Genomic DNA, 14,436 nt, shown 5'->3' on the forward strand with positions numbered 1-14,436 from the left:
TTTGGCAACAGTTTTACAGGGTGCGGATTGAGGACAGGGCTCAGCGGCGAAAGCGGTTGAGCCAGATCGTCCCGCTGGAAAGCGTATTGACCACTTGCGATTTAATGCGCTCGACATCGTGAAAGAAGCCGGGGGCAAGTTTCCAGCGAACGGTTACAGGCGTGTCAAAGCCCCAGACCGGCACCCTGCCGACCGCAAGAGGATTGTCCGAACTCTCCGGCAGGCGCATCGTGAAGCCGCGCACGTAACCGACCTGTGCGGCGGTATCTAGCACGCGACGGTCGTATCGACCGAAGGGGTAACTTATTTTATCGACGCTCTGGCCGCTAAGATCCTGAAGACGCTTGCGGGAGTCGCCCAGCTCGCGCTCCAGTTCGGCGCGGCTGCACGACATGAGGTCACGGTGCGATGCGCCGTGTGAGCCGAACTCTACTCCAAGCCCGGCCAGGCGAGTAATAGACTCTTGGCATAAGTGTGGGCAGGCCCTTATGCGATGACTGTAATCCCAACTATTTGATTTGCCGATCCAATCGCTGGGCACGAATACCACAGGTTCGAACCTGAAACGCTCCATTATGGCCGGAAGCACTATGGTCAGATGTTCGTATCCGTCGTCGAAACTCAGCGTCAGTTTGCCTCTCCCCTGCCCTACTGGCGTGTCCCCGATGCCTGCCTCGCCGAGGTTCCAACCGTCGCCTCGCAGGCTGTCCAGTAGCCGGACCAGCCGTTTCGGTGGGTAGTTCGAAACGCCAAAGGTACATTTGTTGGATAGCTTGTGAAATACGAGAATAACAAGCCGTGATTCGGGCGAGCCGGACATGGCGTCAGGACGAGCTATCCGAGACCGGCGAACTGTTTGGGGTCCGAGGGACCGAGAGCCGCGACTGTCATTTGGCTTTCGTCGAAGATCGTCTCGGCTACCCGCTGGATGTCGGCGCTCGTGATTTTGTCAATCTCTCGAATAGTACCGCTGAGCGGCTGGTACCTCTCGAGGAGTAGCTCCTGGCGGCCGATCCGATTCATCCGCGTAGATGTCGATTCCATCGCCAGCATGAGATGGCCCTTCATCTGCGCCTTAACAGAGGCGAGAACCGCACTGTTGAGCCGCCGCGAAACGGTTTTTCGGCACTCCGCGAGAATCAGATCAAAGGCCTGCTTGAGGTGTTTCTGGGCGGTGCCAAGGTAAACCGAGAACACTCCGGTATCCACAAATGAGTCATGGTACGAGTGCACAACATAGACCAGGCCACGTTCCTCACGGATTTTCTGGAAGAGCACTGACGACATGCCCCCGCCCAGGTAGGTTGAAAGCAGCACTACCGCCATTCGGTCTCTGTGGCCATAGGGCAGGCCGGGGAAACCAATACAGAAGTGGGTTTGGGCGCTGTCATCGGATTCAAATCGAAGGTGGACTCCCGACTTTCGCCCCGCTGGATCAGGCCGTTTCGAGCCGCCCTCCTCAAGATGGAACTTCGCGCGCACGAGCTTAACCAGTCGGTCGTGTGAGATCGCTCCCGATGCCGCCACTACAACCGATCCGGAGCGGTAGTTATTTGCATGAAACCGCGTCAGATGAGCGCGCGGGACCGAGCGGATTATCTTCATGCTGCCGAGAACCGGTCTGCCCAGAGGATGCCCCGACCAGTGGGTTTCAGCGAACAGATCGTGGATGTGATCCGAAGGATCGTCGAGCGACTCCTTGATCTCCTCGCAAATCACCTGACGTTCCCGATCCATGTTGGTTCGGGTGAGTGTGGGATTGCAGGTCAGGTCGGCCAGGATCTCGACCGCCTGTGGCAAATACTCGTCGAGAATGCGCGCCGTGTAGCAAGTGTGTTCACGCGTGGTGAACGCATTAAGCGACCCGCCGAGCGATTCGAGTGACTCGGCAATCTGGCGCGCGTTGCGCTGTCGTGTGCCCTTGAACACGAGGTGCTCGAGGAAGTGGCAGAGGCCATGTTCGTCCTGCTGCTCGCAGCGGGAGCCGACATCGACCCACGCGCCCAGAGAAACAGAGCGGACCCCGGGCAGTTGCTCGGTGAGCACCCGGAGTCCGTCTTTCAGCGTGGTCTTGCGAAAGACACTCTGGTCGCGTCGCGCCTTCTTCTTTCTAACCACTATGTACCTCTGCGACTAAATCACCGGCGCGCCTTCTGACGCGGGCGGCCGCCGCCCGATCCACCGCGGCGCGGCGGCGGAGGCATTGGCGGCCTGTCCTGCCCGCCTTCGAGCAGAACCCGGCGAGACAGCCGCACCCGGCCGTCGGGCTCAATGTTGATGACCTTGACTTCCATACGGTCCCCCACTTTGCAAATGTCCTCAACCCGGCGTACGTGGTCAACGTCCAGCTCAGATATATGCACGAGCCCGTCGGTGCCGGGGATGATTTCGACAAAAGCACCAAAATCAGTCACACGGCGGACTATGCCGTTGTAGACCTTGTCCATCTCCGGCTCTTCCACCAAAGCCTCAATCCGGGCTAGTGCGGCGCGCCCAGCCTCACCGTCAACCGACGAGATCAGCACAGTGCCATCATCCTCGATATCGATCTTCGCGCCAGTCTCCTCGACGATCGCGCGAATGGTCTTGCCGCCGGGGCCGATCACGTCGCCGATCTTTGACGGGTTAATCTGGAGCGTGATGATCCGAGGCGCAAACTCGGAGAGCGTTTCGCGATGTTTCGGCAGGGTGGCGTTCATGATCTCAAGAATGCGCAGGCGGGCGTCACGGGCGTGCGAAAGAGCCTGACGCATCGTGTCGATATCGAGACCGTCAATCTTGATATCCATCTGAATCGCGGTGATGCCCTCGTTGGTTCCGGCCACTTTGAAGTCCATATCGCCGAAATGATCCTCGTCGCCGATGATGTCGGTCAGGATAATGACTTGACTGTCTTCCTTGATGAGGCCCATGGCGATACCGGCAACGGCTGTCTTGGTGGGCACGCCGGCATCCATCAGTGCCAGCGAGCCGCCGCAGACTGATGCCATCGACGATGACCCGTTGGATTCCATGATGTCCGAGACCACACGAATGGTGTACGGAAAACTCGTCTCCTGCGGGATTACCGGCTGGAGAGCGCGCTCAGAAAGGGCGCCGTGGCCGACTTCGCGCCGGCTGGTTCCCCTGATCGCCTTGGTTTCACCCGTGCAGAACGGCGGGAAGTTGTAATGTAGCATGTAGCTCTTTGTGGACTCGCCCTCGAGCTCATCGAGCCGCTGCTCATCTATCTTGGTGCCCAGGGTTACTGTCGCCAGAGCCTGCGTCTGGCCGCGTGTAAACAGCGCGGAGCCATGCGCCCGCGGCAGCACGCCGGTTTCACACGTGACCTGGCGGATTTCATCCATACCCCGGCTGTCGATCCGCCTGCCCTCTTTGAGAATCATATCCCGCATGGTTCGTGCATCGATATCCTGAAAAATGGTGTCGATGGTCGCTTCGCTCTCGGGAAACTCCTCGGCGAGGGCTTCCATGATGCTCTTCTTCAGTTCGCGCTTGCTCTGATTGCGGGTTTCTTTATCACCTTCATGATTAAATGCGACCAGCTTCTCCTCCGCCAGAGACTTAACCCGAGCAACCAGATCTTCGGGAGTCACTACCGGCGTATAGGTAAACGGCGGTTTGCCGCACGCTGCCTTCAGTTCGTCGATTTTGGCGACGATCTGCTTGATGTGCTCGTGGCCGAATTGCAGGGCGCCAATAACGTCGTCTTCGCTCGCTTCCGATGCCCCACCCTCGACCATGGCGATGCTATCTGCCGATCCGGCCATTGTAATCAGCAAGTCACTCTGCTCATACTGGTCGATAGTCGGGTTGATGGCGTATTGACCGTCGATGCGGCCTACCCGCACGCCAGCGATGGTCTTCTTGATCGGGATGTCGGATACGGCCATCGCAGCCGACGTGCCGGTGATCGAGAGGACATCCGTATCGTTTTTCTGATCGTGTGAAATCACAAATGTAATGCACTGCGTCTCGCCGCGGAAGTCGTCCGGGAAGAGCGGGCGGATGGGGCGATCGATCATGCGCGCCGAGAGGGTTTCTTTTTCCGAGGGGCGCGCCTCGCGCTTGAAAAAGCCCCCGGGAATTTTGCCCGCCGCGTAAGTTTTCTCGCGGTATTCAACCGTCAAGGGGAAGAAGTCCTGTCCGAGTTTCGGCTCGGTCTGGGCGCAGACGGTGGACAGCACCATCGAGTCGCCGTAGCGGACGGTGACCGCACCGTTCGCCTGACAGGCCATTTTGCCGCACTCGATTGTAAGCGTGCGGCCGCCAATTTCCAATTCTACTTTGTGTACCATTAATCCTGTTTCCATGTCTTATCGTCTGAGACCAAGCCGCTCGATGACCTCGCGGTAACTGGCAATGTCCCTGTCCTTGAGGTAATCGAGCATGCGACGCCGCTTACCCACCAGCTTCAGCAGACCGTGGCGGGTGTGAAAATCCTTGGGGTGGTTCTTCATGTGTTCGGTAAGGTGATCAATGCGCTCACTGAACAGCGCGATCTGGACTTCCGGCGACCCGGTGTCACCCTCGTGCAGTTGATGCTGTGCGACTATCTGGGCGGCTTTGTCTTTGGCGATGCCTATTGACATGTCCTTTCTCCTTGTTTCTCCAATATCTCTAAAACTTGCTTCTTGTCTTGTTCAATTTGCTCTACCAGACGCTCCGGCGAGGCAAAACGCCGGTTTGGTCTGATATAGCGCGTGGGATATACGACTATTTCATCTCCATAGATGTCACGATCAAAATCGAACAGATTCACCTCGACCGTCTGCCGTGCGACCGGGTTGAAGTGGTTCTGACCGACAAACATCATTCCTTCTTTCGATTCTTTGCCTACATGCGCCCAACAAGCATAGACGCCTTCCGGAGGGAGGAGTTTCTGCGCGCTAAAGCGCACGTTCGCGGTGGGATAGCCGATTTTCTTGCCGAGTCCGATACCGCGTTCGACCACGCCGTATATTGCGTAGTCATGCCCCAGGAGATCGACCGCGAAATCGTACTTGCCGAACTGCAGCGCCTGGCGAATACGTGTGGAAGAAATCGGCGCGTCGTTCCAGATCACCGGCTTGACCACTTCGAGGGCAAAGCCCATCTCGCGACCCATGCGTTCGAGTGTTTCGGTGTTGCCGCCGCGGTCTTTGCCGAGGCCATGATCGTACCCCACGATCAGCCGCTTCACGCCGACCGCATCCACGAGCACCTGTCGGACGAATTGCTCGGCGCTCATGTTGCGGACCAATTGGTCGAACTTGATAATCAGCACGGTGCCCTCAAAGAAACACGGCACGAATCTTTGCTTCTCCTCGATCGTGGTCAGGAGCATTGGAACGTTGTCAGGTGTGACCACCGTACGGGGATGCGGATCAAACGTGACTAGGACCGGCTGTAGTTTCTCCGACGCGGCCACCTCGCGCACACGGGAGAAGATGACCTGATGGCCGCGATGAATGCCATCGAAGGTCCCGACAGTCACAACAGCCGAGCCGGCAGGGAGCTTCGCGAAGTCTTCGATCCCGCGTACGAACGTAGTCGTCATGCCAGCACCCGATCGTACTTGAGGATTTCGCGGCCGGGGTGGGCTTGCAGTGAGCCCGATGGCACCACCGCCGTCGCTATGGCCAGAAGCGAGCCGTCTTTGTCTTTGAGCAGTAGATGATCTCCGGACTGGAATTCGCCCTGAACCCCTGCGATATCGCGTCCGGTAGGCCGACGTCCGAATGACACCTTGGCGCGGAACTCTGGGTCTACCGTGACCGTGCTAAAGCCAAGTGCGGCGTCCACAGGGATGATCAGTCGATTCAACTCGCCGCGCTCACGGGCATTCGATAACGCCTCCAGAGTATGCGCGTCCTCAAGACGGAACCGGCCGCTTCGCGTCCTCACGAGTGAATACAGGTAGCCGCCGCAGCCAAGTTTGCGACCAACGTCGTGAGCGAGACTTCGGACATATGTACCTTTTCCGCACACCACGCGAACACGAAGCCGGCCCCGGCTGTACTCCAGCAGCACAAGGGAGTGAATAGTAACCGTGCGCTGAGGTGGGGTCGTCTCCTCACCCTTCCGGGACAGTTTGTAAAGGCGCTCGCCATCGACGTGCACTGCAGAATACGGCGGAACTGCCTGGGTAATCTCGCCTCTGAATGCGCCCAGCGATTCCTCAACCTGGGATTGTCCGGGAAAGCTATCCAAAGCGGTAGTACTGCCTTCCGGAACGCCCTCGCGGTCGTAGGTCGGTGACTCCAGGCCAAGCTGAATCTCGGCCAGATATTCTTTGTCGGCGTCGGTTAGGAACCGAGCCGCTTTTGTCCCCTGCCCCACTAAGAGTACCAGGAGGCCGGTCGCTTCCGGATCGAGCGTGCCGGCATGTCCAACTGCGCGCTGCCCCAAAATCCGACGCACCTGATCAACCGCATCGTGGCTTGTCAAACCCGACGGTTTGTTCAGGGGCAAGACCCCGTGGTATGTCGCCGGTCTACGCGTCATGGGCCTCCAGCAAAAGCCTTACGATTTCTCTCTTGGCCAGCTCCAGGGGCAGCTTGACCGTGCACCCGGCCGCGTTGGGATGTCCCCCGCCTCCAAACAGCCCGGCAATCGCGGCGATGTCAAAGCTGTTGCGCGAACGCAGCGATACCTTCGTATGACCATTCTCAAGTTCGCGCAGTAGGGCTCCGGCCTGCACGCCGCGAGTGTACATCGCGTAGTCAACAAGGCCCTCAGTGTTGGCGATGGATGCGCCCGTTTCCACGAGCATCTGCCGGGTCAGCGGCATGATACAGATACGCCCGTCACCGTAGTACTCCAACGCACTCAGCAGGCGGCCGGTTAGTTTCATCACCGCCGGGTCAACATCATAATACACCCGATCGCAAATCATTCGCGGATCGGCGCCGGCCCGCACCAGATCACCGGCAACCGCCAGAGTGTGCGGTGTGGTCGACTCGAAGCGAAAACGCCCAGTGTCGGTTAATATCGCTGCGTACAAGTTAGTAGCCATGTCCGCCTCGATCTCGAATCCCACCTGGCGAAAATAGTCGTAAGCCATTTCTCCAACCGACGATGCCTTAACATCCACCCAGGAAACATCGGCTTGCAGTTCGTTCTCGGGGTGATGATCGATATTGATGACCTTGGTAGCTTCTCCAATGAAGCGGGCCACCGTTCCCAGACGGTTGAGGCTGGGGCACTCGAGAACAACCGCCACATCATATGACACGGTCTGGTCAATGCCCCCCGCCACAGCGATCTGCTCAACTCCGGGCAAGAACAGATACTTTGCCGGAACGTCCGACTCCCTGAGCATGTTCACGGACTTCCCGATCGCCTGGAGATACGAACCGAAAGCCAGTTGTGTGCCGATAGCGTCGCCATCCGGGTCGATATGCGATACCACCAGCGGTCGGCGGCATTGCTCCAGTATTTGTTGAATGCGGGTGATCCGCGATATGGCCAGGTTGTCAGTCATTGGTGTGGTCACTATGGTCTCTCTTGATCTCTTCCAGCAGTTGTTCGATCCTCACCCCTGTCTCGACCGACGGGTCGAACTTGAAATCCAGCTCGGGGATATGCCTGATCCGAAGGCTCCGCCCGACCAGCGAGCGCAAGCGCCCCCTTTCGCGCATCAGATACTCTTCAATCATGGCACGATCAGAGGCTTGACCCAGATAGGAGTAGTACACGCGAGCGTGGCGCAGATCGTCCGACAACCGGACATGGGTAAATGTCACCATGCCGGGCACACGGTCGGCCAGTTCCGACTCCAGGAGCCGGGCAATATCGCGCTGCATCTGCACGCTGAGTCTCTCGGATCGCTTGAACTGTCTCATCCCGAATCTCACAATGGTGGCATCGGCACGATGGATTGGTGCGGATGTCCAACAGGCTGCACCGGCCGCGGGGCCGGCGTCAGGGCCGACATCACCCCAGTGTTCTCGCCGTCTCCACCACCTCGATAGCTTCGATCATGTCCCCCACTTTAATGTCGTTGAAGTTCTCGATGCCGATACCGCACTCGAAACCTTCCTTGACCTCACGTGCGTCGTCCTTGAATCGCTTCAATGAGGCGATATTACCGGTGTAAACCGTTTTGCCGTCGCGGGTCAGGCGCACCCGATCTTTCCGGGAGACGCGTCCCTCGCGCACGTAGCAGCCGGCGATAACTCCGACTCTCGGAACCTTGAAGATCTCCCGCACTTCGGCCATGCCGACAAACTGCTCTGACACCGTCGGGGCCAGCAACCCTTCAAGCGCCTTCTTGACATCTTCCTCGGCCTCGTAGATGACTTCGTACCGGCGAATGTCCACTTTCTCGCGTGCTGCCAGCTCACGCGCTCTCAGATCCGGCCCGACCTGGAATCCAATAATAATCGCATCAGACGCTGCCGCCAGGAGAACATCTGACTCGGTTACCGGTCCGACCCCGCGGCGAATGATGGCGGTCTTGACTTCGGAAGTCTCGATCTTTCCGAGAGTGTCGGCCAGAACTTCCGCTGATCCGTCGACATCGGCCTTGATGATCAGGCGAACTTCCTGAATCTGGCCTTCCTGAATGCGGCTGAAGACTTTGTCAAGAGAGATCGCGCCCTGCGGCCGGCGGGCATCGTACTCACGCTTGATCTGGCCGCGCCGAGCGGTGATTTCGCGTGCTTCCTGGTCGTCCTTGACTACCAGAAAGCTGTCACCGGCCTGCGGAACACCGCTGAGCCCTGTGACCTGCGCCGGTGTCGACGGGCCGATCGTATCGAGGCGTTGATCGCGATCGTTGTGAACGGTGCGCACGTGCCCGGAATAGACGCCCGCTACAATCGGGTCTCCTACGCGCAACGTACCGCGCTGGATCAATACCGTGGCGACCGGGCCGCGCCCTTTTTCGAGTTTGGAGTCAACGACTACGCCCTGGCCGCGTATCGACGGATCCGCCTTCAGATCGAGCATCTCAGCCTGGAGGAGGATCATTTCGAGCAGCTTGTCGATACCTTCGCCGGACTTTGACGAAATGTTCACGGCGATAGTCTTACCACCCCAGGCCTCCACGAGAAGGTTCTGCTTGGCCAGTTGATTGCGGACCTCGTCTGGATTTGCGCCGGGTTTATCGATTTTGGAAATCGCTACCACGATTGGAACGCCTGCGGCGCGGGCGTGATCGATGGCCTCAATCGTCTGTGGGCGCACGCCCTCGTCGGCCGCCACTATAAGCACGACGATATCGGTGATCTGTGTCCCGCGAGAGCGCATCGCCGTGAACGCCTCGTGACCGGGGGTATCGAGAAAGACGATCCGACTGTCATTATGGACCACCTCGTAGGCGCCGATGTGCTGCGTGATCGCTCCGGCCTCGCCCGCGACTACGTTGGTCTTGCGGATATAATCCAGCAGAGACGTTTTGCCGTGGTCGACATGCCCCATTACCGTAACTACCGGCGCCCGCAGTGCCAGTTGTTCTTCGTGTTCTTCCTCGCGAGCTTCCTCGCCGATTTCGGCCTGCAGTTTGACATCGTAGCCGAACTCGCTGGCGACCATTTCGATTGTATCCATGTCGAGGCGCTGGTTGATCGTTGCCAGCATGCCGAGCTCCATAAGCTTGGCCACGACCTCGGCCGGTTTGTGGTCCATCAGCTTGGCCAGCTCGGCCACGGACATGAACTCGTTCACCTCGATCTGGTTGGGATTCTCAATACCCGTATCATCGTCAGAGGCAGCCTTCTTGTATTTGCGTTTCGGTTTGCCGCCGCTGAGGTCGGCCATTGTCGCGCGGAAACTCTTGGCCACCTCGACCTGGTCAACCACGCGACGTTCTTTCTTCTTCTTGCGGTCTTTGCGCTTTTTCTTTTGCTCCGCCTTCTTGAGCATGGCCGCGAGATTGTCGTCTTCCTCGACTACAACCGGCGGGATGACTACAGGAGCGACCACAGGCTCAGCAACCTTTGGCGGTGCGGCCTTGATCAGCTTTCCGCGGGTAAGGCCGTCGATCTTGGCCAGTGTGTTCGCCTCGGCCGCCGCCTTCGCGGCCGCCTCGGCCTCGGCTTTGGCTCTGGCTTCGATCTCGAGCCGATGACGCTCCGCGTCAAGCGCCGCCTTGCGCTTCTGCTCCATCTCGAGCTTGGCCTGGCGGCGTTCCTGAGCGAACTTGAGGCTTACCGCATTGACGATATCCGGGGTCGCCGCCGCCATGTGCGACTTGACTGGATATCCCATATCCTGGACGATCTTCAGCATGGCATGAGCCGAGACCTTGTATTCCTTTGCCAGGTCATGAATCTTCTTTGTCACTACTGCCATGCTTTATGTCCTCTTTCGACGTCCGCGGCTTGGCCATCAGTTGCCTGCCGCCTCCCACTATTCGTCGATTTCCTCGTCATCCACCTTTACTGACTTGGCGGTGTCTTCATCCTCATCCTCGATATCCTCAAGATCCGGCGCACCGGCCTCCATGATATCATCGATCTCAGACACATATTCCGGCGAATCTTCGAACACGTCGGCCTCGCGCAGTTTGGTTTCGGCAGGCTCGGCTTCCGCCTCCGCCGCCTTTTCGGCCTCATGGCGCTTGCGGTACTCTTCCTCGAGTTTGGCCACCATCTCCTGGGCCCGCTGGATCAGTTTCTCGGCAGTTTTCTCGCCGATACCCTCAATCTTGGTGAGCGATTCCACAGTGGCCTGGGCCAGGCGCTGCACCGAGCTGATATCGGCCGCTACCAGTCGATCCCGGATCTTGACACCGATACCCTCGACCTGACCAACCGGCACCAACATCTCGGCCTCGCGGCGTTTATCCTCGTTGTGCTGGCTTTCGGAGATGATATTGACTTTCCAGCCTGTCAGCTTCGACGCGAGACGGGCGTTCTGACCGTTCCTGCCAATGGCCAGAGAGAGCTTTTCGTCCTCGACCACGACTGTCATCTTCTTTTCGAGATCGAACGAGTCGATGTGCACCACTTTGGCCGGAGCCAGAGCACGCGTGACGAATACTTCCGGAGACGACGTGTACGGAACTATGTCGATGCGCTCGTTGTTCAGCTCGCGCACAATAGCCTGAACGCGCACACCCTTGATGCCTACGCAAGCGCCGACCGGGTCGATGCGGTCATCGGACGAATACACCGCGATCTTGGCTCGTTCGCCGGGTTCCCGGGCGATAGCCTTGATCTCGATAACTTTCTCGAAAATCTCCGGCACCTCCATGGCAAACAGCGCCTTGAGGAATTCGTTGTTTACGCGTGAGAGGATGATCTGCGGTCCTCTCGGCGAGAGCTGCACGTCCTGGATATAAGCGCGAATCCGGTCACCCTGGCGGAACTTCTCCCGAGGAATCTGCTCTTTAATCGGCAGGACACCCTCACCGCGGCCGAGATTGACGATCACGTTGCCCTTGTCGATCTGCTGCACAATACCGGTGACCAGCGTGTTGACCTTGTCAATGAACTCCGCGTATATCCGCTCATGCTCGACATCGCGGATTTTCTGGGTAAGGATCTGCTTCGCCGAGGCGATCGCGTTTCGGCCGAATTCCACTTCGTAGTCGAGATAGATTTCGAGCTCATCGCCGAGCTCAGCGGCATCGTCGATCTTCTTGGCCTCGTCCAGGCTGATCTCGGTTTCTTTGTCTACAATTCGGTCCACGACCTTCTTGGTGACAATCATGAACAGCTCGTTGGCTTTGCGGTCGAAGCGGAATGAGATGTTGTCGGTATTGACGTACTTCTTCTTGGCGGCGGCCAGCAGGCTGGCCTCCAGAGTCTGCACCACGGAGTCGAAATCGATATTCTTTTCTCTGGCGATCAGCGTCATTGCTTCAAGCATGTCAAACGGCATAGCCCGATTCTCCATCAGAACACGATCTGCGCTCTTTTTATTTCAGGCAGATCGATCGTAATAACCTCATCAGCGACTCTAAACGTCACTCGGTTGTCATCAACCGCGACGATCTCGCCGACTACCGCTTTCCGGGCGCGGTCTAAGAACTCGACCCGGACGGTCTCTCCAACACGGTACTTGTAATCGCGCAGGGTTAACAGCGGCCGATCCAGGCCCGGCGATGACACCTCAAGGGTATAACCGTTTTCGAACAGGCCTGTTCCGTCGATCACCGCGCCGATCACGCGCGACAGCCGGGCGCACTCGTCTATCGTGACACCGTTCTCGCCGTACACGAACAGTCGCACGGTGGTCGACGTCTTGTACCGGGATACGACCACGTCGGCCAATTCATACCCCTGGGCCTCAAGCGGCGCCGCGACCAGTTCGCTAACTGTCTGTTTCACTTCCACTTTGCTGTTCCTGCTATACCAAAAGAGTGGGTCTCTGCCCACTCTCCGAACTTGCTATAATAAGGAAAGACCCGAACCGATGCAACAACTTTGTGGGTCAGTTAAGTCCGTCAGCCATCTTCAGGACCGCCTTGACCACCTGCTCCACCGTCACCAGATGTACCTGGCTCCCGCTGCGGGCCTTGAGCTCTACCTTGCCGTCCTTCAACGACTTATCTCCAATAGTGAGCCGTATGGGCAGACCGACCAGGTCGGCGTCCATGAACTTAACTCCGGGGCGTTCGTCACGGTCATCGAGCAGCACGTCGATACCGTTTTCATTTAGCTGCCGGTATATCTTTTCGGCCGTATCGACCTGAGCCGCGGAGGACATTGAGACGGGCACGATTTCAACGAGAAACGGCGCGATACTCTTGGGCCAGACGATGCCCTTGTCGTCATGGTATTTCTCTAGGGCCGCCTGCGGAGTGCGTGTGATGCCGATACCGTAGGACCCCATGATACACGGTTTTTCGTTGCCATCGGCATCGAGAAACTTCGCCCCCAGCGTCTCGGAGTACTTGGTGCCGAGCATAAAAGTGTTGCCTACTTCGATGCCGTCTTTCACCACCAGCTCACCGCCGCAGCGAGGACAGAGATCGCCGGCGCGGGCCTTGGACAGGTCGACGACTTTGGAAGGTTTGAAGTCGCGTCCGATATTGACATTCAGGATGTGCTTTTCATCCTGATTGGCCCCCGTGACGAAGTTTTGCAGTTCAGTGACTAATGGATCGACCAGAAGAGCTACCTCGCCTTTGAGACCGATCGGTCCGGCAAAACCGACCGGCGCCCCGGTGACCTGCTCGACCGTAGCCGCATCGGCCATCTGAAGATCGATCGCTCCAACCGCGTTCTTGAGTTTGACCTCGTTCAGATCACGGTCGCCCCGGATCAGCGCTGCCACCGTTTTGCCGTCGGCAAGGAACAAGAGCGTTTTTACCAGACGGGTGGCATCGACATTGAGGAATCTCGTTAGTTCCTCGATAGTCGCCGCGCCGGGAGTATCTACGGGCTGCATCGGCTTGATAGCGGCATCAGGCGTGATCTTTGTGGCGTCTTTGAAGGTTGCCTTCTCGACATTGGCCGCGTAGTCACACTTGGTGCAAGCGGCGATCTTCTCTTCGCCGGCGTTGGTGTCGACCAGCAGCATGAACTCGTGCGCCGCCTTGCCGCCCATCGCTCCGGTATCAGACTCGACTTTCAGTACATCCAAGCCCGCACGGCGGAAGATGGCGTAGTAGGCGTCCACCATCGCCTGATAAGACTTCGCGAAGGACTCCTCGGTAGCGTCAAACGTATATGCGTCTTTCATGATGAACTCCCGACCGCGCATCAGGCCGAACCGGGGGCGGATTTCATCGCGGAACTTAACCTGGATCTGGTACAGATTGAGCGGCAACTGTCGGTAGCTTCGAACCTCGCCGGCGATCAGATTGGTGACAGTCTCCTCGTGGGTGCCGCACAGGACCATTTCGTGCTGGTGGCGGTCTTTCAGGCGCATCTGCTCCGGGCCGATGGAGTGGTAGCGGCCGCTCTTTTGCCAGAGTTCGGCCGGACAGATGACCGACATGGTGATCTCCAGCGCGCCGGCTTTGTTCATTTCCTCGCGGACGATACGGGAGAACTTCTCAATTACCCGCTGCATGAGCGGCAGGTAAATATAGACTCCGGCGACGAGTTTGCGGATGTAGCCACCGCGAAGCAGCAACTGGTGGGAGACGAGTTCCGCCTCGGACTGTTCTTGTCTAAGCGTGGGGATGTAGCACTGGCTCCAGCGCATTGATTAAGTCCTTATCATCCGGTCGGTTATCGAAGCGACCCGGACACCGGCTGGTTCGGGCGCGCAGCTGACAAAATACGGTTTTGGCGGCACGGCGCAATTCTAAACTAACGTAGCCCCAATCTGTCGGTACGCGTTGCTCAGTGACGGGCGGAAAACTATTGCCCGCATTGACGGTTTGTTGTATGTATCCAGCCGCCTGTCAGAGCGACAGGCGTCATCTCTGCCCCCGTGGTGTAACGGATAACGCATCGGCCTCCGGAGCCGGTAATTCAGGTTCGATTCCTGACGGGGGTATTTTCTTCCATGCAGGGCGCATGTTTTCAAGATGTACTTAGGCTCACTCGTTGA

General features: G+C 58.1%; 12 protein-coding genes and 1 tRNA gene. 1 reads left to right on the top strand and 12 read right to left on the bottom strand.

The genetic code is table 11. From position 1 onward, the window contains the following. Positions 1-40 precede the first annotated feature (40 nt). The 12 genes from AB1772_03715 to AB1772_03770 all read right to left on the bottom strand — a co-directional run bounded on the left by AB1772_03715 (position 41) and on the right by AB1772_03770 (position 14,085). Complete coding sequence (locus tag AB1772_03715; GenBank protein MEW5795448.1) at positions 41-820, bottom strand: polysaccharide deacetylase family protein; 780 nt, start codon at positions 818-820, stop codon at positions 41-43. Between the two features lie 14 nt (positions 821-834). Then, positions 835-2,118 (bottom strand): pitrilysin family protein, encoded by a 1,284-nt coding sequence (locus AB1772_03720; GenBank protein MEW5795449.1) that lies wholly within the window; start codon positions 2,116-2,118, stop codon positions 835-837. A 20-nt stretch (positions 2,119-2,138) separates the two neighbouring features. Next, on the bottom strand, positions 2,139-4,298 hold the full coding sequence (locus tag AB1772_03725) for a polyribonucleotide nucleotidyltransferase (protein ID MEW5795450.1): 2,160 nt from the start codon (positions 4,296-4,298) through the stop codon (positions 2,139-2,141). Positions 4,299-4,316: 18 nt separating this feature from the next. Continuing rightward, complete coding sequence (gene rpsO, locus AB1772_03730; GenBank protein MEW5795451.1) at positions 4,317-4,592, bottom strand: 30S ribosomal protein S15; 276 nt, start codon at positions 4,590-4,592, stop codon at positions 4,317-4,319. Beyond that, positions 4,583-5,539: a riboflavin biosynthesis protein RibF gene (ribF, locus tag AB1772_03735; protein ID MEW5795452.1), complete on the bottom strand. Its 957-nt coding sequence runs from the start codon at positions 5,537-5,539 to the stop codon at positions 4,583-4,585. The genes rpsO and ribF overlap by 10 nt, the downstream gene beginning before the upstream one ends. Beyond that, a complete protein-coding gene (truB, locus tag AB1772_03740; GenBank protein ID MEW5795453.1) occupies positions 5,536-6,486 on the bottom strand; it encodes a tRNA pseudouridine(55) synthase TruB in 951 nt (316 codons plus the stop codon). The genes ribF and truB overlap by 4 nt, the downstream gene beginning before the upstream one ends. Next, complete coding sequence (locus AB1772_03745) at positions 6,476-7,477, bottom strand: bifunctional oligoribonuclease/PAP phosphatase NrnA (GenBank protein MEW5795454.1); 1,002 nt, start codon at positions 7,475-7,477, stop codon at positions 6,476-6,478. The genes truB and AB1772_03745 overlap by 11 nt, the downstream gene beginning before the upstream one ends. Then, positions 7,458-7,826, bottom strand: coding sequence for a 30S ribosome-binding factor RbfA (rbfA, locus tag AB1772_03750; GenBank protein ID MEW5795455.1), 369 nt, complete (start codon positions 7,824-7,826; stop codon positions 7,458-7,460). Before rbfA ends, AB1772_03745 begins: the two co-directional genes overlap by 20 nt. A 91-nt stretch (positions 7,827-7,917) precedes the next feature. Beyond that, positions 7,918-10,278, bottom strand: a complete 2,361-nt coding sequence (infB, locus tag AB1772_03755; GenBank protein MEW5795456.1) for a translation initiation factor IF-2 — start codon at positions 10,276-10,278, stop codon at positions 7,918-7,920. A 57-nt stretch (positions 10,279-10,335) separates the two neighbouring features. After that, entirely contained in the window at positions 10,336-11,811 is a 1,476-nt protein-coding gene (gene nusA / locus AB1772_03760) for a transcription termination factor NusA (GenBank protein MEW5795457.1), read from the bottom strand. Positions 11,812-11,825: 14 nt separating this feature from the next. Then, positions 11,826-12,260 carry a ribosome maturation factor RimP gene (locus tag AB1772_03765; protein MEW5795458.1) on the bottom strand — a complete coding sequence of 145 codons (435 nt, stop codon included), beginning with the start codon at positions 12,258-12,260 and terminating at the stop codon, positions 11,826-11,828. A 103-nt stretch (positions 12,261-12,363) separates the two neighbouring features. Further along, on the bottom strand, positions 12,364-14,085 hold the full coding sequence (locus AB1772_03770) for a proline--tRNA ligase (GenBank protein ID MEW5795459.1): 1,722 nt from the start codon (positions 14,083-14,085) through the stop codon (positions 12,364-12,366). A gap of 225 nt (positions 14,086-14,310) precedes the next feature. Here AB1772_03770 and AB1772_03775 point away from each other — a divergent pair. Beyond that, positions 14,311-14,382 (top strand) — tRNA-Arg (locus AB1772_03775). Positions 14,383-14,436: the final 54 nt, after the last annotated feature.

The sequence above is a fragment of the Candidatus Zixiibacteriota bacterium genome, from assembly GCA_040752815.1.
Classification (GTDB): domain Bacteria; phylum Zixibacteria; class MSB-5A5; order GN15; family FEB-12; genus JAGGTI01.